General features: G+C 62.9%; 19 protein-coding genes. 8 read left to right on the forward strand and 11 right to left on the reverse strand.

Annotated elements, in window-relative coordinates; translation table 11 throughout:
* The first annotated feature begins 7 nt into the window (after positions 1-7).
* On the forward strand, positions 8-1,222 hold the full coding sequence (locus NCR35_RS22785; protein WP_250536204.1) for a YeeE/YedE family protein: 1,215 nt from the start codon (positions 8-10) through the stop codon (positions 1,220-1,222).
* Positions 1,223-1,226: 4 nt separating this feature from the next.
* Here NCR35_RS22785 and bluB read toward each other — a convergent pair whose 3' ends face one another.
* Complete coding sequence (bluB, locus tag NCR35_RS22790; RefSeq protein WP_250536205.1) at positions 1,227-1,874, reverse strand: 5,6-dimethylbenzimidazole synthase; 648 nt, start codon at positions 1,872-1,874, stop codon at positions 1,227-1,229.
* Between the two features lie 246 nt (positions 1,875-2,120).
* On the opposite strand from bluB, the gene NCR35_RS22795 reads away from it, so the two are divergent.
* A complete protein-coding gene (locus tag NCR35_RS22795; RefSeq protein ID WP_250536206.1) occupies positions 2,121-3,302 on the forward strand; it encodes a hypothetical protein in 1,182 nt (393 codons plus the stop codon).
* 37 nt (positions 3,303-3,339) lie between these two features.
* A complete protein-coding gene (locus NCR35_RS22800; protein WP_250536207.1) occupies positions 3,340-4,359 on the forward strand; it encodes a polysaccharide deacetylase family protein in 1,020 nt (339 codons plus the stop codon).
* A gap of 18 nt (positions 4,360-4,377) precedes the next feature.
* Here the strand turns inward: NCR35_RS22800 and NCR35_RS22805 are convergent, their stop codons facing one another.
* Positions 4,378-5,505 carry an MraY family glycosyltransferase gene (locus NCR35_RS22805; protein ID WP_244850665.1) on the reverse strand — a complete coding sequence of 376 codons (1,128 nt, stop codon included), beginning with the start codon at positions 5,503-5,505 and terminating at the stop codon, positions 4,378-4,380.
* Between the two features lie 396 nt (positions 5,506-5,901).
* Positions 5,902-6,468, reverse strand: coding sequence for a serine O-acetyltransferase (locus NCR35_RS22810; RefSeq protein ID WP_250536208.1), 567 nt, complete (start codon positions 6,466-6,468; stop codon positions 5,902-5,904).
* Between the two features lie 186 nt (positions 6,469-6,654).
* On the opposite strand from NCR35_RS22810, the gene NCR35_RS22815 reads away from it, so the two are divergent.
* The gene (locus tag NCR35_RS22815) at positions 6,655-7,611 is read left to right on the forward strand and encodes a glycoside hydrolase family protein (protein WP_250536209.1); all 957 of its coding nucleotides are present in this window, start codon (positions 6,655-6,657) and stop codon (positions 7,609-7,611) included.
* Positions 7,612-7,701: 90 nt separating this feature from the next.
* Complete coding sequence (locus NCR35_RS22820; RefSeq protein ID WP_250536210.1) at positions 7,702-8,784, forward strand: EpsG family protein; 1,083 nt, start codon at positions 7,702-7,704, stop codon at positions 8,782-8,784.
* A gap of 64 nt (positions 8,785-8,848) precedes the next feature.
* Here the strand turns inward: NCR35_RS22820 and NCR35_RS22825 are convergent, their stop codons facing one another.
* Complete coding sequence (locus NCR35_RS22825) at positions 8,849-9,964, reverse strand: GNAT family N-acetyltransferase (RefSeq protein ID WP_250536211.1); 1,116 nt, start codon at positions 9,962-9,964, stop codon at positions 8,849-8,851.
* Between the two features lie 202 nt (positions 9,965-10,166).
* Here NCR35_RS22825 and NCR35_RS22830 point away from each other — a divergent pair, with 202 nt between their 5' ends.
* The 3 genes from NCR35_RS22830 to NCR35_RS22840 all read left to right on the forward strand — a co-directional run bounded on the left by NCR35_RS22830 (position 10,167) and on the right by NCR35_RS22840 (position 13,664).
* Positions 10,167-11,540 carry a GNAT family N-acetyltransferase gene (locus NCR35_RS22830; protein WP_250536212.1) on the forward strand — a complete coding sequence of 458 codons (1,374 nt, stop codon included), beginning with the start codon at positions 10,167-10,169 and terminating at the stop codon, positions 11,538-11,540.
* 591 nt (positions 11,541-12,131) lie between these two features.
* Complete coding sequence (locus NCR35_RS22835) at positions 12,132-13,235, forward strand: glycoside hydrolase family protein (RefSeq protein WP_250536213.1); 1,104 nt, start codon at positions 12,132-12,134, stop codon at positions 13,233-13,235.
* Positions 13,236-13,367: 132 nt separating this feature from the next.
* Positions 13,368-13,664, forward strand: coding sequence for a hypothetical protein (locus NCR35_RS22840; RefSeq protein ID WP_250536214.1), 297 nt, complete (start codon positions 13,368-13,370; stop codon positions 13,662-13,664).
* A 119-nt stretch (positions 13,665-13,783) separates the two neighbouring features.
* On the opposite strand, the gene NCR35_RS22845 is transcribed toward NCR35_RS22840, so the two are convergent.
* The 7 genes from NCR35_RS22845 to NCR35_RS22875 all read right to left on the reverse strand — a co-directional run bounded on the left by NCR35_RS22845 (position 13,784) and on the right by NCR35_RS22875 (position 23,456).
* The gene (locus NCR35_RS22845; RefSeq protein ID WP_250536215.1) at positions 13,784-14,980 is read right to left on the reverse strand and encodes a glycosyltransferase; all 1,197 of its coding nucleotides are present in this window, start codon (positions 14,978-14,980) and stop codon (positions 13,784-13,786) included.
* Complete coding sequence (locus tag NCR35_RS22850) at positions 14,977-16,152, reverse strand: glycosyltransferase family 4 protein (protein ID WP_250536216.1); 1,176 nt, start codon at positions 16,150-16,152, stop codon at positions 14,977-14,979. The genes NCR35_RS22845 and NCR35_RS22850 overlap by 4 nt, the downstream gene beginning before the upstream one ends.
* Positions 16,149-17,339, reverse strand: a complete 1,191-nt coding sequence (locus NCR35_RS22855) for a glycosyltransferase family 4 protein (RefSeq protein WP_250536217.1) — start codon at positions 17,337-17,339, stop codon at positions 16,149-16,151. Before NCR35_RS22855 ends, NCR35_RS22850 begins: the two co-directional genes overlap by 4 nt.
* A complete protein-coding gene (gene murJ, locus NCR35_RS22860; RefSeq protein ID WP_250536218.1) occupies positions 17,336-18,631 on the reverse strand; it encodes a murein biosynthesis integral membrane protein MurJ in 1,296 nt (431 codons plus the stop codon). The genes NCR35_RS22855 and murJ overlap by 4 nt, the downstream gene beginning before the upstream one ends.
* Before the next feature lie 85 nt (positions 18,632-18,716).
* Complete coding sequence (locus tag NCR35_RS22865; RefSeq protein WP_250536219.1) at positions 18,717-19,820, reverse strand: SDR family oxidoreductase; 1,104 nt, start codon at positions 19,818-19,820, stop codon at positions 18,717-18,719.
* A 20-nt stretch (positions 19,821-19,840) separates the two neighbouring features.
* Positions 19,841-21,118 carry a Vi polysaccharide biosynthesis UDP-N-acetylglucosamine C-6 dehydrogenase TviB gene (gene tviB / locus NCR35_RS22870; RefSeq protein WP_250536220.1) on the reverse strand — a complete coding sequence of 426 codons (1,278 nt, stop codon included), beginning with the start codon at positions 21,116-21,118 and terminating at the stop codon, positions 19,841-19,843.
* A 91-nt stretch (positions 21,119-21,209) separates the two neighbouring features.
* Positions 21,210-23,456, reverse strand: a complete 2,247-nt coding sequence (locus NCR35_RS22875; protein ID WP_250536221.1) for a polysaccharide biosynthesis tyrosine autokinase — start codon at positions 23,454-23,456, stop codon at positions 21,210-21,212.
* Positions 23,457-23,997 lie beyond the last annotated feature (541 nt).

The raw sequence follows: 23,997 nt of genomic DNA on the forward strand, positions 1-23,997 counted from the left end.
ACTCATCATGTCCGACCTAGCCAGCCCTCTTCGCCGCCGCACCGAGATCAACCCCAAGCCGTTGACCGTCGCCGGCCTTCTTCTACTCGCCGGTGTGCTCTATCTCGCGCAGACTGCGGGCGCGCGTCAGGCCGCGTTGTATGTGGTCGGCGCGCTGCTCGGCGTCGCGCTCTATCACGCCGCATTCGGCTTCACTTCCGCGTGGCGTGTTTTCATTGCCGATGGCCGCGGCGCCGGCCTGCGCGCGCAAATGCTCATGCTGGCCGTGGGCGTCGCGTTGTTCTTTCCCGCGCTGTCCGCCGGGTCGCTATTCGGCATGCCCGTGACCGGGTTGGTGTCGCCTGCGGGAACGTCGGTGATCGTGGGCGCGTTCATGTTCGGCATCGGCATGCAACTGGGCGGCGGCTGCGCATCCGGCACGCTCTATACGGTTGGCGGCGGCAGCACGCGCATGATCGTGACGCTTGCCGCGTTCATCGTCGGATCGGTGATCGCGACCGCGCATATGCCGTTCTGGACCGCGCTGCCTTCGTTGCAGCCCATCTCGCTCGTGAAGTCGCTGGGCCTCGCGCCCGCGCTCGCGGTCAACTGGATCGTGTTCGCGCTGATCGCCGCGTTGACGGTCGTCATCGAGAAGCGCCGGCACGGCAAGCTCGTCGCCGCGCACGTGCAGCCCGCGCACACGTCGCCGTGGCTGCATGGCCCGTGGCCGCTCTTGGCTGGCGCGCTGGCGCTCGCGGTGCTCAACTTCGCCACGCTCGCGCTGTCGGGCCGGCCGTGGGGCGTCACGTCCGCGTTCGCGCTGTGGGGCGCGAAGGCGGCATCCGCCATCGGCTTCGACGTCGCGAGCTGGCCGTACTGGATGAGCAAGCCGAACGCCGCGACGCTCGCCGCGCCGGTCTCGCACGATGTCACGTCCGTGATGGATATCGGCATCGTGCTCGGCGCGATGCTCGCCGCCGCGCTCGCGGGCCGCTACGCGCCGGTCTGGCGCGTGCCGATGCGCTCGCTGATCGCCGCCATCGTCGGCGGTCTGCTGCTCGGCTACGGCGCGCGTCTCGCGTACGGATGCAATATCGGCGCGTACTTCAGCGGCATCGTATCGGGCAGTATGCACGGCTGGCTGTGGCTCGTGGCGGCGTTCTTCGGCAACGTGCTCGGCACGCGCCTGCGCCCGCTGTTCGGGCTGGAAGTGGAACGCGTCAGGCCGACGGCCTGTTAAGCGTTCAACGCGCCGGCCACCGGTTCTCGTAGACGCATTCTTCGTGCGGCCGGCGCGTGGCCCAGCCCTCGGTTTCCAGCATCGGCGCGTCGTAGTACCGCTCGACGTGTCCGACGCAGAGGATCGCCACGGGCCGCGCGCCCGCGGGCATCGCGAGCAGCTCCGCGATTTCCTGCGGGTCGAAAAGCGACACCCATCCCATGCCGATGCCTTCGGCGCGCGCCGCGAGCCACATGTTCTGAATGGCGCAGGCCACCGACGCCAGGTCCATCTCCGGCAGCGTCCGGCGGCCGAACACATGGCGCTCGCGGCCGTCCATCAGCGCCATGACGAGCACCTCGGCGCAATCGCGCATGCCCTCCACCTTCAGCTTCATGAACGCATCGCGCCGCTCGCCGAGCGCATCGGCGGTGAGCAGACGCTCGCGCTCGACCGCCGCATGGAGTTGCGCGCGAACGTCCTTGCACGTGATCCGGACGATGCGCCACGGCTGCATGAAGCCGACGCTCGGCGCATGCAACGCGGCGTCGATGAGCCGCTGCATCACGGCCGGCGCGACGGGAGCGCTCACGAAATGGCGCATGTCGCGGCGCTCCTGAATGGCGCGGTACACGGCGTTGCGTTCCGATTCGCTGAAGGTCTGGTTATCCATGATCTCGAAGAAATTGCGGTAGCGCCACTCTATCCGCATCGCGCGATGTCGCACAGCCGCCATTCGCGGAACAGTCGCGGTGACCTTCGCTCAGTACGCCTTGCATTTGCATAACGGTGCGGTAGCCCACCTTCGCGGCGAGGAAAATCAGCGAACATGCGCGAGGCTGTCCGGAACAGTCGCCTGACCGATATCAGTCTCGTGCCGAGCTGCGGGGCTGGGTCGACACATCGTCTGGAGATCGCCATGTTCAACGAACCCGTTCTGCGCCGCGGTGTACGCTGGATGCTGCTCGTCGTGATGTATTACCTAGTCGCGGCGGCATCGTACAACGGTTATTTCACGAAGTGGCAATTCCGCGACCAGACGCCGGAATTTGCGTTGCCCGCGATGCTCGACGGCACGATCGATCGTCCCTTTGTCTATCGCCAGTTATTGCCGATGCTGGCGAACGGCGTCGAACGCGCGATGCCGGAAAAGCTGAGGACCAAAGTCGACGCGCTTCTGATGGACGACAACCGGACGCATCATCCGATCACGTGGTTCTACCCGAGCGCCGTCGATGCGCGTAATCCGCAATACGCGCTGCGCTATTACCTGATCTTCGGCATGTCGTTCACGGCGCTCTTTCTCGCGATGTTCGCGATGCGCGCGGTCTGCATGACTTTTCAGGCGGATCGAACCGCGAGCACGCTCGCACCGATGGCGCTGGCCGCGATATTCCCGCTCATATTGACCGACGGCGCCTATTTCTACGACTTCCCCGAACTGCTTTTCATGATGCTCGCGGTATGGCTCGCGGCGACCGGCCGGGCGTTATGGCTGATTCCGCTCACGGCCATCGCGACGCTGAACAAGGAATCGTTTCTCTTCTTCTCGCTCACGTTATTTCCATTCCTGCATGCACGATTTTCTTTACGCCGCGCTGTACTAGTGCAGGCGGTGTTGCTCGCCATCGCGGCGGCGGTCAATCTCGCAATCAAGCTGAAATATGCGGGAAATAGCGGCGACGTCGCGCAGTTTCACCTGTTTCATAATCTCGACTTTCTGATTCATCCGTTGAGCTATCTGCGCTTCGAATACAACTATGGCGTCGTGATGTCGAAGGGTTTCAACGTCATCAACATCGTGATTGCCGTTGTTCTGCTGCGCTCGGGCTGGAGCAAGCTGCCGCTCGTATTGCGGCGTCATGTATGGATTGCGCTCGCCGTGAACGTGCCGCTTTTCATCACGTTCGGATTCCACGATGAATTGCGCAATCTGAGCATGCTGATCGTCGGCCTGCTGATGATCCTGTGCGTGAACATTGCGCTCGTGCTGGCGTACGAGCGCGCGGGCGCGGCCGCTGACGCGCGCAGCGATGTGCCCGAGACGCCCGCCGCGACGCCATTGCGCGACCGAAACGCGATGGCCCGGTCGGCTCGTTGATCCCCGTAGCCGCGCACATTCGTCGGGAGACCGATTCATGCCATTCGATCACGGCGTCTTCACCGTTTCTCTCGACTTCGAGCTGCTATGGGGCGTGCGCGAAACGCGCACCATCGAAAGCTACGGAGAGAATCTGCGCGGCGTGCGGCGCGCCATTCCGGAGATGCTGCGCGTGTTCGGCGCGAGCGGCATTCACGCGACCTGGGCGACGGTAGGCTTCCTGTTTCATCGCGATGTCGCGGAACTCAAGGCCAGTCTGCCCGATGCGCGGCCCCGCTATACGCGCCCCGGCATATCGCCCTATGAGTACATCGAAGCCGCCCGCGACCTCGATCCGCTCTATCACTTCGCGCCGGAACTGATCGAGCGCATTGCGCGCCAGCCGGGACAGGCCATCGGCACGCATACTTATTCGCACTACTATTGCCTCGAAGAAGGGCAGGGCGTGCGCGAATTCGAAGCCGATCTCGCGCGTGCAGTGGAAGTGGCGCGACGCGCGGGCGTGTACGTGCGAAGCATCGTCTTTCCGCGCAACCAGTGCAACGACGCGTACCTCGCTTCGCTTACCCGCTTCGGGGTGCTGTGCTATCGAGGCACGCAAGAGGGGCACGCCTATGCGGCGTCCGACAAGGCGGGACAGAGCCGGCTCATGCGAGCGACGCGCCTGCTCGACGCTTACATCGACCTCTCAGGCCACAACACGTATGCGCTCGACGAGTGCTATCGGGCGATGCCGTTCAACTTCCCGGCGAGCAGCTTCCTGAGGCCGTACAAGCGCAAAACGGCGTGGCTCGACGGTCTTCGTCTGAAGCGAATCACCGACGCGATGACCTACGCGGCCATCAACAAGCGGCTCTATCATCTGTGGTGGCATCCGCACAACTTCGGGCGCGACACGGCGCAAAACATCGCGTTCCTGCAGCGCATCGCGGACCACTACGCGCATCTGCGCGACAAGTACGGATTCGTGTCGATGAACATGGAAGAGCTGTGCGCGCTCGCCGCCCATCATCGGACGGACGAGCCGGAGCACAGCACGTCCGAAGTGGCGAACTGAGCCGCCGCTTGGCTTCCGTCAGCGCCGCGTCTCCTGCGACGTGGCCGGCGTGATCGACGAATGGCCGACCAGAAAGCGCGGCGTCCTGAAGTGCACGATGCACGCGTAGAACCACACGTAGACGCTCACGAACACGAGGTCGGTGGCGAACAGCACGACCGGCTCGTTCCAGAACAGCGACGCCGGCACCACGCCCACCGAGCACAGCACCCACAGATACGGCGACGTGCGTGCGTTGCGGCGTCCGCGCTGCCGCGCATCGCGATAATCGGCGCCCCTGAGCGCGATGCGCCGATACACGAGCGTATGCAGATGCACGCCGTCCGGCTGGCTGACCGGCCGCCCGCGCACCAGCTTGCGCCGATAGATCGAGAAGACGGTTTCGAAGAGCGGATAGATCGCGACCACGGCGGCGTACCACGCTGAGACTGCCGGGTGGCGGGCGATCAGGAGTACGAGCAGTTCCGCCATCACGAAGCCGATGAAATAGGCGCCGCCATCGCCGAGAAAGATCGCGGCGCCCGGATAGTTCCAGACGGCGAACCCCAGGATGGTGCCGATCATCGTCAGTGCAACGCTCATGATGAGCCAGTCGCCTACTTGGTGCGCGACAAAGCCTATCGACCCGAAGATGAGAATGGACGACACCGAAGCGAGTCCGTTCATGCCGTCGATCAGGTTGATCGCATTCGTGAGCCCCGACACCGTGAGCACGGTGAGCGCGATGGCGAGCGGCATCAGCGCGAGACCGCGATCGACGATCGGCAGGTCCACGCGCCCGATCACGGCATTCAACGCATACACGCCGCCGATCGCGCCGGCCATCGCGGCGAGCAGCCTTGCGCGCGGACTCACGCGCTTGGTGAGATCCTCCACGCAGCCCGCCATGAAGGGAATCGCCGCGCATCCGAGCAGCAAGAGAGACTCGCCGCGCGGATTCGCGCCGAATAGCCCGCCCATGACAAACGTAATACCCGTTCCTCCGATGATTGCGATGCCGCCGACACGCGGAACCGGAAAGGCATGATTTTTCTGCACTCCCGTGAGATCGTTGTCGAGCCATTTCGATCCCGCATGGCTCGTGTATTTCACGATCAGAAGAGTCAGACAAAACGAAGTGAAGCAGCCGAGGGCAAGGTTCAGCATTGTCGTTTACTCATTTTGTCAACAGTGCGGACGATTCGGTTCAGAACATGTTGCACCTGCGTGCGATGGCCTCGAATTGATACGGCACGGCCATGCGTGCAAGCAGATGCAACAGACCCGCTTCGGCTGAAAAAGGAACACCGATAAATAAGGGCTCCGAAGTCCCGTTTATAGAAAAGCCTTTTTTATGATTAATCCGGGAAATCCCGTGCATACACGGACGTTTGGAGTCCGAATATCATCGCGCGGACAGCCGTTTTGGTAACTATGTTTTTCGTTGACGAAATGTTAGCTAGACCGCGTATTGATCCAAAATTGGCGGGCCGCAAAAGCCTTCGTTTGTGCTTTAGCGACCTTGCCGACATATCTCATGTCGCCGTCATGACACCCGAACGGTCATGCGATGTCTTTGGCGACCCAGCGGCGCACGATATAACGGCCTTCCCGCCTGCGTGCGAGGTCGTCGCTGACCACGCGGGCAGGCACGCCCGCGACGGTGACGTTGGAAGGCACATTCGACGTCACGACACTGCCCGCGCCGATGGTCACCGAATTGCCAATCAATACGTTTTCGACGATGCACACGTTCGGCCCGATATATACGTTGTCCCCAATGGTCGCAGCTTGTCCGTGATTCGATCCGATGGTGACGCCTTGGGACAGATTGCAATTGGCGCCGATCACCGCTGTTTCATTCACGACGATGGTGCCGAAATGGCCGATGTAGAGTCCCGGTCCGATACGCGTTCCGGCGGGAATGATGATGCCGAATTGACGTTGCTTGCGGCGCAATATGATTCTAAGGAGTACACCGGACAATCCGCGGGAATACCCCGATGCGAGACGAAACCACACGGAGTAATTGAATCCTTCGGAAGAAACGAACTTGCGAACGAACACGCCGGCACCGAGCGATCCGGCGTAACGGAAGAGATCGCTTCTGATAAGGTCGATGGGCTTCATTGCTTGATTCGTCGTGTGAGTTGAAGAGCGGAGATGGCGGCCGTTGCCGCGTAGCCTAACGGCGTCGAGCGGGCGAATAAGTGTGAGAACTCACATTTCGTTCGACTTATTCAATCTGCAGCGCGCTTGCGCCTGAATGGTATGCACAGAAGACTCGCGATACGGCTGATTGCTTCGGGCGTTCTTTTGAACAGCATCGCGCCGCGGCTCGCGTGGGCCGACGATACGGTCGATGCCGCCACCTTCGGCGTGAAAGGCGACGGCACGACGAACGATCGCGTCGCGCTTCAGAAAGCCATCGACGCTTCGGTCGGCAAGACGCTCGTGATCGGCGGCCGCTGCCGCATCGACGCGGCCGGCATCGAACTCAGGAGCGGATCGCGCGTGCGCTTTCGGCCCGGCGCATCCATCAAACTGCTGCGGCACGATACGCCGTTCTATCAGATCGTCCGCATCTGGGACGTGAACGACGTGGTGCTGGAAGGCGCCATGCTCGACGGCAGCAAGGAACTGAATGCCGCGCCCGCCAAGCGCCACGAAGAGGGCTACGGCATGGGCATTTCGGTAGCGGGCAGCGCCAATGTGACGATTCGCTCGGCGACCACTATCGGCTGCTGGGGCGACGGCGTGTACATCGCGAACAGTTACCGCCCGAGCGCCACCGCGCCGGATGGCATTCGTCTCGTCGATCACCGCGCGGTCGGCTGCCGGCGACAAGGCGTGTCGATCATCAGTGGCCGCAATATCACCATCGAGCGGGGCGTATGGGAAGACATCGGCGGCACGGCCCCTTCTGCGGGACTGGATATCGAGCCGAATTCGAATCGCGACGTGCTCGAAAACATCCGCGTCGTCGATCCCGTCACGCGCCGCTGCAAGATCGGCATTCTCGTGTTTCTCGCGCAATTGCCGGGTCCGCGCGCGAAGAATGTCGATATTCGAATCACCGGGCATCGCGACGAGAATTCGGCCGATAACGCGTTCAGTGTTTCAGGACTCGATACGAAAGGCTGGATCGTGAAGGGCCGCGTGGAAAGCCGCGCGCCCACATGGGTGAATTCCCGGCTTGCGTCGGTCGAGAACGTGGACTACGACAAGCGCGGTCCCGCGGTCGTCGTGACGGACCTGCGGCTCGTGAGGTAGCGCCATCCGCGCGTTGTGTGACAACGTACAGACTCGATGCGTGCGCCGCCGCACGCTCGCGTTAGGCCGATATTCCTTGGGAATCCTTAGATGAAAGCACGGGCAATGCGATTGAACGACGCGCAGGCGTCTCGCACGGGGCATCGCGCGCCGAACTTCTTCGCGACGCCGAGCGGCTGGGCTTATATCGCCATTGCACTGGTCATTCTGTATCTGATGGCGACGAGCCCGCGCGAGGTGTCCACGCTGCTCGACCAAGACAATTACCTCGAATACTTTCGCCGCACGACGTGGGACTGGTTCGTCAGCTCCTACCATCAACGGACCTCGACGCTTGCTTTCGTCATCAGCACGGTCACGGAGGAATTCGGCTGGCGCGCATGGGTGGTCGGGCTGAATGCGCTGGGCTTGTCGCCCGACACGGGCGTGCGCGTGACCGTGGTGCTGCTCAACACGCTGATCTTCATCGCGCTGCTGGAAACGCGCAGGCCGCTCATCGGACTCTGCCTGTGGGCCGTGGTGCCGATGGCGCTCGCCACCGTCGGCACATTCCAGATTCGTCAGGGCATGGGCTTTTCCATCGCCATGCTGCTCTCGCTGCGTTATCAGCGGCCTCTGACGGGATGGGCGCTCGCGAGCTTCGTCCATACGACATTCGCCGTCCCTGCGCTGCTGCTCGTGGCGATCCGCGCTTGCGGCGACCGCCGGCGGCTTTCGTTCGTTTGCGCGGGCGTCACGGCAATCGTGCTCGTATCGTCAGCGGGCTTTCTGTTCCGCAACTTCGGCGGCCGGCGCATCGACGAATATGCGAACTATCAGAACGACTTCACGATGAAGCTCGTGGTGTTGCTCGTCGTCTATATGACAGCATCCATCGTCATGCTGTACTCGGAATGGAAGAACAGGCCGAAGACGCAGCCCACCGTCTGGACGGAGCTCGCCACCATGCATATCGTGCTGGTGTTTTATCTGGTGCTCGCGTTCGCGCTGTTCCCGTTCGGTAAAGGGCGCGTGTGGTATTGCGTGCAGTTGCTTTTGCCCTTCATCGTGGCGCAGATTCGCTTTCGCAACGCATTCTCGATCTGGTGGATCGTGGGCGTATTGCTGGTGTTGTCCGCCGAGATCATCAAGAGTTCTTTCGAGGGCGTCTACGCGTATTTCATCGGAAGCTAGACAAGCGAGCGATTCGTCATCGACGCGATAGGGGAGTCGATGACGAACGCTCTAAGGCTTCAGATCAGGTCTTTTCCGCCGGCATCTTGCGCAGACGTTTGGCGCCTGTCTTGGTCGCGGTCTTTTCGCCGCGCAGGACGGTCCGCAGTGCGCCGAAGTCCGCGCGCACTTTCTCGATTTCATAGCGCGTGACGAGACGGCCGCCGAAGCCCGACAGGAAGTCGAGAATGCTGGCGGTGGAAATGCCGTCCAGATCGAACAGGAGCTTGCGCTCGCGGGCGACGCGCGCCGCTTCCCAGATCAGCAGGCTGATGGCGCCGCCGTGCGCTTCCGGAAGACGCGAGGAAAGCAGGTAATAGAGCGCGCGGTCGTCCCACACGAGAGCGGTCTCGGCCACGAGCTTGCCGCTCTGGTCGAACGCGCCCAGCAACGTGCCCGACTTGCGTTGAAGCACTTCGGTCAGCAGTCGCCGCATGATCTGCGAGCCGTAGACGTTGTTGCGCTTGCGCACGGCGAGATTCTCGTCGTAGAAGCGCGTGAAGGCATCCGGGCTGTCGATCTCGCGTATGGTGAGCTGCTCGCTCGCGCGCCGCACCCAGTTGCGGGTATTGCGGCGCAGGCCGGACCATGCTTCTTCTTCGGTGCGTTCGGCGGGCATTTCCATCGTATAGCCGATCGACACGTCGTAGCCGTGAATCATGAAGGCGAAGGCTTCGGCTTCCGACATGCGTGTATCCATCAATTGATGAAAATGCGCGACCGGCGGGAGCTTCGCAATGAGTTGCCTCGTAATGTCGAGGCGATAGCACCATTCGCGATCGGGCGTGCCCGATTTCTGCGGCTTGATAATGGGGCCGAGCGTGCGAGTCATCGGCGGCAGGGCCGAGATGCGCCAAATGCCTTTGCGTTCGAGCGTGTACGGCATTTCGCCGATGACTTCATCGCCCTGTTTGACTTCGGCGATGCCCCACTTGCCGTCGCTCGTGATATCGAGCCACCACGGCTGATGAAAGATCGACCGTTCGAACGCACCTTGCGGCCGTGCGTTGTCGTTCGCGCTTGTGACGATCTCTTTTGCTTTAGCCTTGGGTTTGTTGGGTTTCGACTTCGGTTTGGCTTTGACTTGTTCGGTATTCGTCGTATCGGGTAGAGCACTGACGGAAAAGCATTCGTTATCCATTGTCCCTCGCAACTCGGTTCATGATAGCCATGGGGCTAATTTCGGGCCTTTCGGCAGTATCAGGATCAGGCGCTGTGCGCGTTCGTCGACAACTTTCCGTTGCGTCGCGTGACAGGATGGAAAGCGTGCGCCGAGATCGGATCTAAGAGGCAATGCATAGTTTTGGGCGATGTCAAGTGAATTCGTCTGGCGACGAATTACGATGTTTTACCGCAGGGTATTGAGCATTCGCGTGAACCACTGTACGGCATCGCACGTTGCGCGCCTTGCTCGGCGATGCAAGATTTCAGGCGCAGGACAGTCGAGGGTCCAGGCTCGCGTACTTTTGTCCACCCCGTCGATCCCTGTTCCACGGGCGATCCTAAACCAAGCAAGGGTCTTAGGCACATTCATGATTGCACCAGCACCGCACATCGAGATCATCAAATCACCCGAAGTATTCAAGGCACTCGAACCCGAATGGCAGACGCTCTGGAGGCGCGCCAACGGGCGTCACCACGAATCGTTCCCTGTTGCGTGGCTCAGTTGGGAGTGCGTGGCAAAACCGCTCGGGCGCGCGCTGCGGCTCATCGCGGTCCGTAGCGAAGGTCGTCTCATCGCCGTATGGCCGCTCGTTCGCTCGCGCAATCGGCTCTGGACCATACTGCGTCCGTTGAGCCCCGAATCCGCTGACTATACGACCCTGCTCGCCGATCCGGACCATGCGTCGCCCGCACTGACCGAAGCAGTGTGGCGCGCGGCGCAGGCGCAGTGCCCATCGGACATCATCCTGCTTCCGTATCTCGACAAGGACGGCGATCTTTATCGGCTGGCGCGCGCCCACGAGGGCATGATGGTCGCGAACGAGCATCCCTATGCGATTGCGCGACTCTCGCGCGAGAAGGACTGGGAGAGCTTCGCGGCGCCGCTCGGCACGTTGTCCGGGAAGAAGCCCGGCGCGTTGCTCAGGCGTCTGGAGCGGCAAGGCAAGGTCGAGATCCGCATTCTCGGCCCCGGCGACGCCGACGAAAACGCCCGCATGGTCGACTGGATGCTTGCCTGTAAGCGTAACTGGGCCGAGCGCGTCGACAAGAAGGGCGCATGGCTCTATTCCCCGCTATTCCGCAATTACCTGGTGAGCATTCTCAATTACCCGGCCGGGCCCGACGCCGAGCCGAGCGCGCGGATGATGGTGCTCATGCTCGACGGCGCGCCCATCGCGGCCAACATGATCGGGATGGGCACCGACAGCATCCTCGGCGCGATGGGCGGCTTCGACCGCCAGCACAGCAAGCTCGCGCCCGGCGCCATCACCACGGAGGCGTGGGTGCGCTGGGCGCTCGAACACCGGCTGGACTTCGACCTCGGCGTTGGGTCCGAGGCGTTCAAGCCGTACTGGAGCAAAGGCAATCTCTCGGTCGCAGTCAGTATTCAGATCGCCCAGTCTCCGTGGGGGCGCGTTGCATTCGCGATGCAAGACGGCATGGCGAAACTCGCCGCGATTCGCGCGGGAATGCGTCGGCCGAATACGGATGTCACATCCGTAAAAACCCGCAGCGAATCGGTAGAAACCCGCACAAGCGAAGCCGCTAAATAATCTGATTAAAATCCGCCGGCTGGAATATCGAGCAATCAAAGACGCAGCCGGCGCATTAATTCAGAAGAATATCCGCAGCAAGAATTTCACTTTTCTTCAGACGTGAAAACCGTCGTCCTTTTGCGACGACGGATTAATTTCGCCGCTCGTGCGAAATTAATATCAATCATCAGAAGTAATTCCCCGTGTTTTCCCGAATCCCCCGCCAGGCGTGCGATTGAGGCATGCGGTCGTCCTCGACATTTTGACCTGTCCCCGCTACTTCGTTACAGCTCGTTACGAAACAATATTAATGGTCATACAAGGTTATGTATCATACGTGCCCGGTATCGGTATTAGATACCGTGTTCCGCGAGCGTTATGAAGTAAGTTTGACCGTTATATCGAAAGCGGCTTGCTTTGGGCAATCAAGAGCCCCGGTTAACCCGCCCGGCAAATGTCGCCGATTTATCGGTCTTCGACGAACGTTCTTTTCCTAGTCGCCTATCAATAACGTCAAGCACAATGTCTTTTTCAAAAAAAACCTTTAATTCCTTCCTCGAGCACTCCGCCTCCCAAACCGAAAACCGCATTTTCACGCGACGCAAGTTCGTGACCGCGCTTGTCATGGGCGCCGGCACGGCGGCATTGGCCGCGTGCGGCGGCGGAAGCGCCGACGACCTCGCCGCCACCGACAAACGCTGGCACCGCAGGTCGACTGCTACGGACACGTCGGCGGCATCCAGCACGAGCGTCGCATCGTCGACGCAAGCAACCGCGAGCACGTCGACCTCGGGCTCCGTCGTCGACGCGAGTTCCTTCGGCGTGAAGGCCGACGGCGTGACCAACGACCGCGTCGCGCTGCAAAAGGCCATCGACGGCTCGGTGGGCAAGGTTCTGCTGATCTCGGGCAAGGTGCGCATCGATGCGGCCGGCCTCGATCTGCGCTCGAATTCGCACCTGCGCTTCGCAAGCGGCGCGTCGATCAAGCTGCTCGCGCACAACACGGCGAGCTACCAGATGCTGCGCGTGTTCGACGTCGATAATGTTCAGATCGAAAACGCCACGCTCGACGGCAGCAAGGAGCTGAATTCCGCCGCGAACGATCCGAGCGAGGGCGGCCAGGGCATGGGCATTTCGATTGCCGGCGGCACCAACGTGACGATCAGCTCGCCGACGACCATCAACTGCTGGGGCGACGGCATCTACATCGGCAACTCGTATCGCACGGTCACGAAGGCGAGCAACGCGGTCATGATCACCAAGCACACCGCCACGGGTTGCCGCCGTCAGGGCGCGACGATCACGAGCGGCAGCAACATCACGTTCGACTCGCCGACGTGGTCGACAATCGGCGGCACGATGCCTTCGGCCGGCCTCGACATCGAGCCGAACAACAACAACGCGGTGCTGCAGAACATCAAGATCATCAGCCCGACGACGAACAGCTGCCACTACGGCATTCTCGTGTACCTGGGCGCGTTCCCCGGACCGGTGGCGAAGGTCGTGTCGATCGACATCACGAACCACCGCGACAACGCTTCGAACCACGTGGCGTACGCCGTTGGCGGCTTGCAACTGAACGGCCGCTCGGTCACGGGCCACATCAGCAGCGACAACCCGGTGTACATGCATTCGGCGCTCGGCTTCAGCAAGACGGACTGGGATAACGCCGGTCCGTCGGTCGAAGTGACGAACATGACCTACACGCGCTGAGCGGCAGCGGTTCGTTGCGTTGAACAGGAGAGCCGTGTTTTTGCCGCGGCTCTTTTGTTTGTCGGCTGTCTCTGATTTCCACTCAGCGCCGAAGCACTAAACTTCCAGTGAAATTTGCCGAAAACTTAAGGCATGGATGGTGCTCTAAAGGGTGGCCCGATTGCGGTTTACCCGGGCACCGAATCATCTGGAGAGTGCATGGATTTCGCCACTACTGTCGGCACGATCGCGTTTTTCGCTGTCGTCGCTCTGGCCTTGCTGGCGCTGGCCGAGGTGCTGCTGCCGTCGCGGCGGCGCAGTCGCCGGAAATCGGATAACGCGGACGCGTCGTCCGGATTGTTCGGCGGCATGCGTTCGCGGTTTCATAAGTCCGGACCGCTGAAGCCGAACGAAGCCGCTCAATCGTCGCGCTCGGGCCACTCCGACTGAAAGCGTGCAGTTTTTTCAAAGTCTGCGGTCGTCGCGTTCAACGCCACCCTAAACTTCAATCGTCAGTCTGTCGTGTCGCGGGCAACAGCCTGAGCTTTCCATAAGCCTCAGAGGTCGTTTCAGGCATTCAGCCTCTCCGCTCGCGGGCCGCGCGGCATCGTACGAATTCCGCGGTACGTTTCCTCGTAGCGGCGCCAGGTCGTGTCGATGGAAAACTGACGGTCTATCCGCTCGCGAGCCGCCTTTCCCAGCGCCGCGCGTGTCTCTTCGCTCAGCGTCAGCATCGCGACGAGCGCGTCCGCAAGCGCGTCGGCATCTTGCGGCGGAACCACGAACCCCGTTTCGCCGATAAGCCATTTCGTATCGCCCACATCGGTCGCCACGCAGGGAACGCCGCAGGCCATCGCCTCGCCGACCACCGTCGGCAAACCTTCGCTGCGCGAGGAGAGGCAAAAGACGTCGAGCGCCGCGAGTGTCGTTTGCGGGTCCCGCAACGCGCCGAGCAGCCGGCACGCGTGCTCGACGCCGGCCTCGCGCAACCAAGCGACAAGCTCGCCGTTGCTCTCGTCGAGACCGCGCCCGGCCATCACGAAGCGGCAATGCGGCAGCCCCTGAAGCACGCGGCGCATCGCGGCGATGAAATTCGGGTAGTCCTTCACCGGGTGATATCGCCCGACGATACCGATCACCGGCGCATCCGCGTCGAAGCCGAGCGCGCGGCGCAAGGTCTCGCGCGCATGCGGCATCGGTTTGAAGACATCGGCTTCGAAGCCGTTCGGGATCACCATCATCTTGTTCGCGTAGTAGCCGCCGTGCGCATGCGAACGCCTGGCCGCCTCGCCGCAGCAGATGATCGAGTCCGGCACGCGCGCCGACAGCAGCGCGCACGCTCGCGTGACCCAGCGCGTCATGCGGTTGCTGCCGGTCGAACGCAAGTCGGTGTGGTGGATGCCCCAGACGAGCGCGGGTCGGGGCGCGCGCAAACCGCGCATGCGTCGCCAGGCGCTTGCGGCATGCACGGCGAGCCCGCCCATCAGATCGCCGTGATAAAGCCACGTCTGCACGACATCCGGATCGAGCTCGTCGAGCCAGCGGATCAGCGTCGCGAACTTGCGCGGACCGGGCACGCCGCGGCGCATGCCGAGGATGCGCACGTCGGCGCCCGCTTCGCGAATGCGCGCCGCCAGCGTGTCTTCGGACGAAAGCGAGATCACCGTATGTTGAACGCCGGTTCCGCGTGATGCACGTATCAGCCGGTAGAGCAGCATCTCCGCGCCGTCGGCCGGCAGCGCCGTGATGATATGGACGATCTTCACGGCGCGATGTGCAGCGACGAAGGCGCGCGCTCCGGCGCAGGCGCGAGCGTGCGATACACGCCGATGGTCTTGTCGAGCACGATGGCTTCGTCGAATTCGCGCAAGGCTTTCTCGCGAGCGGCAAGACCCAGCCGGCGTGCGAGCCCGCGATCGTCGTCGAGCAGGCGGATGGCGTTGGCGAGCGCCGTCGCATCGCGCACCGGCACCACGAGACCGTCCTCGCCGTTGCGACTGACGACTTCGCGGCAGCCGGGCGCGTCCGTCGTGATGAGCGGCAGCGCGCACGCCGCCGCTTCGATCAGCGATTTCGGCAGACCTTCGCGATAGCTCGGCAGCACCATCACGTCGGTTTGCGCGAGTAGCGCGGGCATGTCGCTCACGTGGCCGCGCCATTCCACGAGACCTTCGGCCACCCAGCCTTCTATGGTCGACCGCTCGATCGACGCAGGATTGCCCGCGTCCGGCATGCCCGCAAGCACGAAGCGGATGGTGCGCTGTTCGCGCTTGAGCGCGCGCGCCGCTTCGACGAATTCCGCGATGCCCTTGTCCCACAACATGCGCGCGGCGAGCAGCACGCGCAGCGGTTCGGACGAAAGCGGCGCGTCTTCGGGCGGCGCCTTGAAGCGCGAACAGTTCACCCCCGAGCCTTTGATGAGATGAATCGCTTTCTCATCGACAAGGCGCGCGGTCTTGAACATCGTCACATCGTCGGGGTTCTGCAGGATGAGGGCGCAGTCGTCGCCGTCGAGCGCGACGCGCAGCACGCGTCGAACGAGCGGGCGCAGCAGCCGCGCCTTCAGATCGCGGCTCGTGAACACGTAGCCGAGGCCCGCCACCGAATTCACCCGGGCGGGCACGCCGGCCAGCTTCGCGCCGAGCGATCCGTACACCGCGCTCTTGATCGTGAAACCGTGGACCAGCGCCGCGTCCTCTTCGCGAAAGAGGCGGGCGAGCCATAACACCAACGCGAGTTCGCGGAACGGATTGAGACTGCGGCGAATCATCGGCACGGCGCGCCAGCGAAAGCCGAGTTCGCATAGCTTCGGCCCGTATTCGCCCGGCGGCGAGATCAGCACGACTTCGTGACCCATGTCGCGTAACCGGTACGCCAGCGACAGGCGGAAGTTGTACAGATACCAGTCGGTATTCGCAAACAGGATGACTTTGTTCATGGCCTCGTCCCATGCAGCGTAGTTGTGCCCCGACGATTGCGGACGTTCGCGCTCTGCGGCGCGTGGATGCCGGCTGCCCGCACACCGACGCGCTGAAATAGCGCGTCCCAAAGCCTGAGAATCGCGTCGACCGAGTAACGCTCGCGCATCGACTGCGCGCCTTTGCGTCCCAGTTCGGCGCGCAGTCTTTCGTCGCCGAGCAGGCGAGCCAGCGCGTCGGCGAGCGCGTCCCGGTCGTTCGGCGGCACGAGCAGCGCGTCTTCGCCGTTGCGCGTGATGTCGCGCGGGCCGCTCTTGCAATCGACTGCCACGGCGGGCACGCCGAGCGCCATGCTTTCGGCGAGCGCGAGCCCGAATCCTTCGAAGCGCGACGACATGGCGAACGCCTGCGCGCGCCGCATCTCCGTCCACGGATCGCTCGTGACGCCGGGCAGGGAGATGCGTTCGCCGAGTCCGTGGCCTTCGATCTTCGCCTGCAGCGATGCGCGCTCGGCGCCTTCGCCCCATATGGTCAGATCCCACATCGGGAAGCGCGACGCAATCGACGCGAACGCGTCGATCAGGAGTCCGTAATTCTTCTGCGGATGAAGACGTCCGAACGAAGCGAGCCGCATGCGCCCGTTCTCCGCGGCAAGCGCGCGCGGCCCCGACTCGCGGAACAGTTCGGGCGGCAGCGGGTTCGGCATGACCGCCATATGGCGCACGCCGGGCACCATCGCCCGGAAAGGCTCAACCACGTTCTCGGTCAGGACCGTTACCGCGTCCGCGTGCGGATAGGCAAGACGTGTGGCGAGCCGCCAGAACCGCGAGCGGCCGTCGACGGACGGATCGTTGTGCTCGCACACGATGAGCGGCACGCGTTGCCTGAGCGACGCGAGAATGCCCGCGACGTTCACGTTATACAGAAAGCACACGACGACATCCGGCCGGCTTTCGGCGATCACCGCGCGCAGCGCGCGCTGGCGCTCCAGATAACCGAGCGCGCCGCCGCGCGGCTGCTTCACGCGGTCGGCCAGCCGCACGAAGCGCACCGCGTCCGAGAGCGCATAGAAGCAGGGCGTGCTTCGGCGATACGTCGCGACCAGCGTGACGGTGTCGCCCCGCGCGCTCCACGCATTGACGAGCGTGGCCGCGACACGTTCGGCGCCCCCGCTTCCCATCGAACTCACGAGCAGCGTGATGTTCATGCGACCAGATCTCCCGTGGGACGCGCGGGCGGCACGCGCCTCGCGATGATCATCGACAGGCAGAACACCGAAGCGTGCATCATGCCGGTTGCGAGCAGCACCCCCGGCATGCCGATCCAGCGCGTGAGCACGACATTGGCCAGCACCTTCACGACGAAGGCGAGCGCCGTGACCACCGCCATGTCCTTGTAGCGCCCTTCGACGGACAGCAGGTTCATCATCACCAGCGCCGCGAAGTAGAAGGGAAGCTGCACGAGCGAATAACGCATCAGCTCGGCGACGAGCAGCGTATTGCTCGCCGTGAACGCGCCGCGCTGAAACAGCACCTGCACCATCCACGGCGCGAGCGGATACGCAATCACGGCGCAGAGCGCGCCTGCGCCCAGCATCAGCACGGACCACTGGAACGCCGTCTGCCGCGCCCGCGTCACGTCGTCCTTGCCGAGAATGTCGGAGAGCACGGGCAGCGTGCCCTGCGCAATGGCGAGCGCGCCCATGCTGATCAACAGGCCGAAGACGCGGTTCGCATAGCCGAGTGTCGCGACCGCGCCATCGCCCAGATGCGCGACGAAGTATTGATCCAGCGCGGGCGAGCAGCACACCACGAGCTGGCCCAGCATAAAGACGCGCACCGCGCGATAGATGGGTTGCCAGCGGCTCGAACGGAACGTGAGCGAGAGCCGCGCGTAACGGCCTTCCACCTTGCCGCCGAGCGGCCAGACCACCAGCACGAATACCGCATAGCCGAGCAGCGTGCCCCACATGAGCGGCACCATCGCGCTCTTCTCCGTCATGAACAGCACGAGCAGCAGCGTCATCACGGCCGGCAAGCCGTCGAGCAGCGTGCCGATATGGCGCTCTTTCGACTGCAAGCGCGTGCCGTACGCGGTCTCGATCATGATGAGTACCCCGATGGGCGCCATCACCAGCATCATTTGATGCGCCATCTCCCTCGTCTGCGCGGAGAGGCTGCCCGCCATGAATTGCAGAGCGTACGGCCACACCAGATAAAGAATCGCGGTGAAGAGCAAGCCGACGACGATCCCCCAAGCCACCAGCTCGCCGAGAAACTGTGCCTCCTCGTTCGCCGACTGGCGGCGCAGATCCACGAATGCCGGAACCAGCACGATCGCGAACACGGCCGCGCATGCAGCCGGCAGCCACGAAACGAGCGTCAACGTGATCTGATACGCATCCACGACGTGACTGATGCCATAGCGGTACGCGATGACCATTTCCTTGGCCGCGCCCGCGCATCGCCCGAGCAGGACGAAGACGGCGACACGGGCCATCCCGCGCGCGGCGCGCAGGTGATCCGGGTGAAGCTGCAAAAGCCGTTCTCTCAGTGCCGCAAATTGTGAGATCAACGCAAGGGCCTCATGGTCCGCCGCCTGCGGCCGATAGCGCCTGTGCGCTGATTGGCTCGCGGTCAGCTTGTTCTGAAAGGAAGCGGACATACCACGGCATGGCCTTCTCGATGCCATCCGCGAAAGCGACCTTGCGTCCGTAGCCGAGCAGACGCTCGGCCTTCGAGACGTCGGCTTGCGAATGGCGCACGTCGCCCGCGCGGAACGGGCCGTACTCCGGGTCCCGGCGGCTCGTGATGCCATGTCGGGCGAGCGCCCGCTTGAGTTCTTCGTATAACTGCTTGAGCGTCGTGCGGTCCCCGACCGCGACGTTGTACACCTGCCCCTTCGCCTCGCGCGCGGCCATCGCGGCGAGGATATTCACTTGCACGACGTTATCGACATAACAGAAGTCGCGGCTCGTTTCGCCGTCGCCGTTGATGGTGATGACTTCGTCCTCGATCAGCGCGGCGGTCCACTTCGGAATCACGGCCGCATACGCGCCGTCCGGGTCCTGACGCTTGCCGAAGACGTTGAAGTAGCGCAGCCCTGTCGCGTGGAAGTCGTAGGTCCGCGCGAACACCGACGCATACAGTTCGTTCGCATACTTGGTCACGGCATACGGCGAGAGCGGCTGGCCGATGCGATCTTCCACCTTCGGCAAGCCCGGATGGTCGCCATATGTCGAACTCGACGCGGCATACGTGAAGCTCTCGACGCCCGCTTCGCGCGCCGCGCACAGCATGTTGAGAAAGCCGCTCAGGTTGACGTCGTGCGTCGCGATGGGATCGCGCACCGAACGCGGCACGGAACCGAGCGCCGCTTCGTGCAGCACGTGATCCACGCCTTCGAGCGCCGTCTTGCAGTCCGCGATGTTGCGGATATCGCCTTCGATGAAGCGAAACCGCTGCCACTGCCGCTCGCCGACGACGCTGCGCACTTCGTCCAGATTGCGCCGGTGTCCGGTCGCAAAGTTGTCGAGGCCGACCACGCGTTGATCGAGCGCGAGCAAGGCTTCCAGCAGGTTCGAGCCGATGAAGCCGGCCACTCCGGTGACAAGCCACGTCTGCGGCTTCTCGCGCAACGCCTGGCATACGGATTCGTAACGGTCGAGGTCAAGGTCGGGGTCGGGCATGGTCGTTCTCTGTGAGGGCGTCACAGACGCAGGTCGCTGGCGTCGGCCGGAAGCACGTACTTCAGGTCGTACACCACGTGCTGATCCTTGCCGAGCGCATGCAGCGCGTCAGCGCCCATCTCCGCGAACTGACGATGCGATACCGCCACGATGATCGCGTCGTACGCGCCTTTCGCGGGCTCTTCGATAGGCTGAATGCCGTATTCATGGAACGCATCTTCACGCGAGATCCACGGGTCGTAGACATCGACGTTCGTGCCGTACTGCTGAAGCTCCGTGACGATATCGACCACGCGCGAGTTGCGCATGTCCGGGCAGTTTTCCTTGAACGCGAGGCCCATCACCAGCACGCGCGCGCCGGGAATATAGATGCGCGCACGGGTCATCGCCTTCACGAGTTGCGAGACCGCGTAAGTGCCCATGCTGTCGTTCAGGCGCCGCCCCGCGAGAATGATCTCGGGGTTGTAGCCGATGGACTGCGCCATGTGCGTCAAGTAATACGGATCGACGCCGATGCAGTGTCCGCCGACGAGCCCGGGCCTGAAGTTGAGGAAGTTCCACTTGGTGCCGGCCGCGAGCAGCACGTCTTCGGTGTCGATGCCCATCTTGTTGAAGATGATCGACAGCTCGTTCACGAGCGCGATGTTCACGTCGCGTTGCGTGTTCTCGATGGCCTTCGCCGCTTCCGCCACGCGGATGCTGCTCGCCTTGTGCGTGCCGGCGGTGATGATCTGCCGATACAACTCATCCACGGCGTCCGCGACTTCGGGCGTCGAGCCCGAGGTCACCTTCTTGATGTCGGGCAGTCGATGCAGCTTGTCGCCCGGGTTGATGCGCTCGGGGCTGTAACCCGCGAAGAAGTCCACGTTGAAGCGCAGGCCCGACACGCGTTCGAGCACGGGCACGCATTCTTCTTCCGTGACGCCCGGATACACGGTCGATTCGTAGATCACGACATCGCCGGGTTTCAGCGCCGAGCCGATGGTCTCGCTCGCGCGCAGCAGCATGCCGAGATCGGGGCGCTTGTGCCGGTCGATCGGCGTCGGCACGGTGGCGATGAAAACGGTGCAGTCCTTGAGCGCAGCGGGATCGTCGGCGAAGACGAGCGACTTTGCGGCGCGCAGTTCGTCGTCGGGCACTTCGAGGGTCGCGTCGTGGCCTTCGCGCAGCGAGTCGATGCGATGGCGGTTCACGTCGAAGCCCACCACTTCATGATGCTTGCTGAACTCGACGGCGAGGGGCAGGCCCACATAGCCGAGCCCGATCACGGCGATCTTCTGGTCAGTAAGCGAACGCATGACGGTTTCTCCAGTCTCTAAGCAACGCGTGTCGGATGGTGCCTGGCGGTTCGTCTGCTGCGGCCCCGGAGCGCAGGGCCGCGGGCGACCTTTATTCGGGTGCGGACTCGTAGTTGTGCGCCACATAGGCGCTGCTGCCATAGCGGCCCGCGAGCGCCTTGTTCGCCGTATGCAGCGAGACGCCGTTGAGCAGCACGCCGGTCACGCGCGCGCCCGTCTGGTTCAGCCGCTTCATGGCCTCCTTGATTTCGCCGACGCGCGTGCGCCCATACAGCGAGACGAGGAAGATGGTGCCGGCGGCGGGAGCGATCGCGCCTGCGTCCGATACGGCGAGCACGGCTGCGGCGTCCACCAGCACGATGTCGTAGCTTCGCGACGCTTCTGCGATCACCTCGCGGTACTTCGCGCTCAAGAGCAGCTCGGCCGGGCTCGCCGGATACGGTCCGCCTTGCAGCACATCGAGATTCGGCAACACGTTGCGCTGAACCGAACCTTCGAAGGTATGCGTGCCGAGCAGAATGTTCGCGAGCCCCGGCCCCGGCTGAATGCCGAACTGCCGATGCAGATAGCCTTTGCGCAAGTCGGCGTCGATCAGCAGCACGCGCGTGCCGCCCGATGCGAGCACCGTGGCGAGATTCGCGGACAGAAACGACTTGCCGACGCCCGGCAGCGGCCCGGCGATCATGACGACGTTGTTGCGCGCCCCGACCAGCGAGAACTGGAGCGCGGAGCGCAGAATGCGCAGCGCTTCGACGGTCGGGTCTTTCGGGAACTGCGCGGCGAGCACCGCCTGACGCGGCGACGTGCCGTTCACGACGCTCGTGAGCGCCGACTGACGCGCGCTCTGCGGAATCGTCGCGAACACGCTCAGGCCCGTTTCGACCTCGATCTCCTGCGAATCCGTGACGCCGCGGAAGATGCGGTCGAGCAGCATCGCGAGTCCCACGGCCGCGAAGAGGCCGAGCGCGAGCGCGACGGCGAACGCGAGCCACTTGATCGGCTTGACCGGCAGTTCGGGCACGTCCGCCGTGTCGATCAACTGAACCGACGCGGCCTTGCCCGCCTTGATGAGCATCATCTCTTCGATGTTGTTGCGCAGCGCCGTGTAAAGGTCCGTGCTCACCCGGACGTTGCGCAGCAGGCGCAGCGCGCCTTGCTCTTCCATCGGCATGGAACGCGTGCGGTCGTTCAGCTTCGAGAGAAATTGCTCGGTCGCGGCGATCTGCCTGTCGATGGCGACGATTCGCGGGTGCGCGCTCGAAAACGTCGTCGAGAGTTCGTCGCGCGTATGGCGCAACGTCAGCAGCTGCGCGTTCGCGTCGGCGGTTTGCTTGAGAAGCAGACGGTTCGCTTCATCGGTGTCGAGCAGCGAATTCTTGTCGCGATAGGTGTTGTACGCGTTCTCCGCGTCTTCCATCTGGCGCTTGAGCACGGGCAACTGACGTTGCAGGTACGTGAGCGAGTTCTCCGCGATGACGGCCTTGCGGTCGCCATTGAGCCGCACGTACTGCCGGCCGATCTCGTTGATGGTCGCGGCCACCTGCACGGCGTCGGCGCTTTCGAGCGTCGCCTTCAGCACGCTCGATTTATTGCCCTGCTCGCTGATCTTCATCTGATTCTGGATCGCGTCGATGGTCAGCTGACGCGAGTAGTGCACGACCTCGAAGCCGACGCCCGGATTCCCTCGCATCGCCGTGACGAGCAGGCGCACGGGTCCCTTCGGCGTCTGCACCAGCAACACTTCGCCGACGGTGCCGATGACCGGCGTGCCGAGCGCGGGATTGCTCAACTCGTACTGTCCGTCCTTGCGCGCCGTCAGCCTGAACTTGCTGCCTTCGAGCTGGCGCGGCACGTCGAAGTCGGGAACGGTGATGGATTCGTCGCCCCATGCGTAATCGCCGAAACCGAAGAGGCCCGGCTCCGACAACTCGCCGTTGTGATGCGAGAAGCGGTTGCCGAAAATCGGCAAACGCCGCGGCTCCGCGCCGATGTAGAGCTTGAGCGCGTCGACCGCTCGCGAGACGACGAGCTTCGAGCCAAGCACCTGCATTTCGCCTTCGGCCGACGAGCGATCGTCGAGCGTCGGCAGCATGTTGCTCAGTGGATCGCCGGGGCGCGAATTCGATACGTCCTTGTTGTCTTCGACCTTGATCAGAATCGCGGATTGATAGATCGGCGGGCTCAGATACGCGTAAGCCGCGCCGAGCAGCAACGCAAAAAGCACGACAACGGAAATCAGCACGCGGTGATTGATCACCGTGTCGATTAAAGAGGCAAAAGGAATCTCGTCGTCGGTATCTGTCGCGGCTTCGTCGGACGTTTTAGCTCTGGCAATCATATTAAGCAGTTCCGGGCGCTTATGGTCGGTTCAAACAGAGACGGCGGACTTCTGAAGCGGGCGGCTCCGAGTGAGTTTCTAAGGAAAGCAAATGATTGTTCTGTGTGCGCGTGAGACAAATTGCGCGTGACGCAACCGTATCAGTCTGCATTTCACGGGTATGCGCGGAACCCCACACTCCGGCCTGCGGGTATATCGGATAGCGAATCAAATCGCCTGAGGATTATTTAAGAACGCTCGCGTCTAGTTAATTCGGGTTGCTAAAGCAAGAGCGTTTGCGTCGGTGTTTATACCGACGTGCATATCCATCTAATGAATCGAACGTGAATCGCGTGGGTTTATGACTCGCGTATTAATCGAGTCGACTATTTCCGCGACGAGCGGCGTTTGTTTTGAACGCTTAAAAGAACGATGATGCGAATGGCTTCGTCGGAAGAATGGGCTTCGCGCGAAGGCTCGAAGTACTAATAGAGATGCACCGGCGCTCGGATGTCCCGGTTGCCCGCGTTCGCTCGTGGCTTTAGTATGCGAAATCCCTAAC

Origin of the sequence: Caballeronia sp. AZ10_KS36 (assembly GCF_023631105.1) — a bacterium.
Classification (GTDB): Bacteria; Pseudomonadota; Gammaproteobacteria; order Burkholderiales; family Burkholderiaceae; genus Caballeronia.

What these genes read in the sequence shown, in the direction of transcription:
- NCR35_RS22785 (WP_250536204.1), top strand. Translation starts at nt 8, where the DNA reads ATGTCCGACCTAGCCAGCCCTCTTCGCCGCCGCACCGAGATCAACCCC.
- bluB (WP_250536205.1), bottom strand. Translation starts at nt 1,874, where the DNA reads ATGGATAACCAGACCTTCAGCGAATCGGAACGCAACGCCGTGTACCGC.
- NCR35_RS22795 (WP_250536206.1), top strand. Translation starts at nt 2,121, where the DNA reads ATGTTCAACGAACCCGTTCTGCGCCGCGGTGTACGCTGGATGCTGCTC.
- NCR35_RS22800 (WP_250536207.1), top strand. Translation starts at nt 3,340, where the DNA reads ATGCCATTCGATCACGGCGTCTTCACCGTTTCTCTCGACTTCGAGCTG.
- NCR35_RS22805 (WP_244850665.1), bottom strand. Translation starts at nt 5,505, where the DNA reads ATGCTGAACCTTGCCCTCGGCTGCTTCACTTCGTTTTGTCTGACTCTT.
- NCR35_RS22810 (WP_250536208.1), bottom strand. Translation starts at nt 6,468, where the DNA reads ATGAAGCCCATCGACCTTATCAGAAGCGATCTCTTCCGTTACGCCGGA.
- NCR35_RS22820 (WP_250536210.1), top strand. Translation starts at nt 7,702, where the DNA reads ATGAAAGCACGGGCAATGCGATTGAACGACGCGCAGGCGTCTCGCACG.
- NCR35_RS22825 (WP_250536211.1), bottom strand. Translation starts at nt 9,964, where the DNA reads ATGGATAACGAATGCTTTTCCGTCAGTGCTCTACCCGATACGACGAAT.
- NCR35_RS22830 (WP_250536212.1), top strand. Translation starts at nt 10,167, where the DNA reads ATGTTTTACCGCAGGGTATTGAGCATTCGCGTGAACCACTGTACGGCA.
- NCR35_RS22840 (WP_250536214.1), top strand. Translation starts at nt 13,368, where the DNA reads ATGGATGGTGCTCTAAAGGGTGGCCCGATTGCGGTTTACCCGGGCACC.
- NCR35_RS22850 (WP_250536216.1), bottom strand. Translation starts at nt 16,152, where the DNA reads ATGAACAAAGTCATCCTGTTTGCGAATACCGACTGGTATCTGTACAAC.
- NCR35_RS22855 (WP_250536217.1), bottom strand. Translation starts at nt 17,339, where the DNA reads ATGAACATCACGCTGCTCGTGAGTTCGATGGGAAGCGGGGGCGCCGAA.
- murJ (WP_250536218.1), bottom strand. Translation starts at nt 18,631, where the DNA reads ATGGCCCGTGTCGCCGTCTTCGTCCTGCTCGGGCGATGCGCGGGCGCG.
- NCR35_RS22865 (WP_250536219.1), bottom strand. Translation starts at nt 19,820, where the DNA reads ATGCCCGACCCCGACCTTGACCTCGACCGTTACGAATCCGTATGCCAG.
- tviB (WP_250536220.1), bottom strand. Translation starts at nt 21,118, where the DNA reads ATGCGTTCGCTTACTGACCAGAAGATCGCCGTGATCGGGCTCGGCTAT.
- NCR35_RS22875 (WP_250536221.1), bottom strand. Translation starts at nt 23,456, where the DNA reads ATGATTGCCAGAGCTAAAACGTCCGACGAAGCCGCGACAGATACCGAC.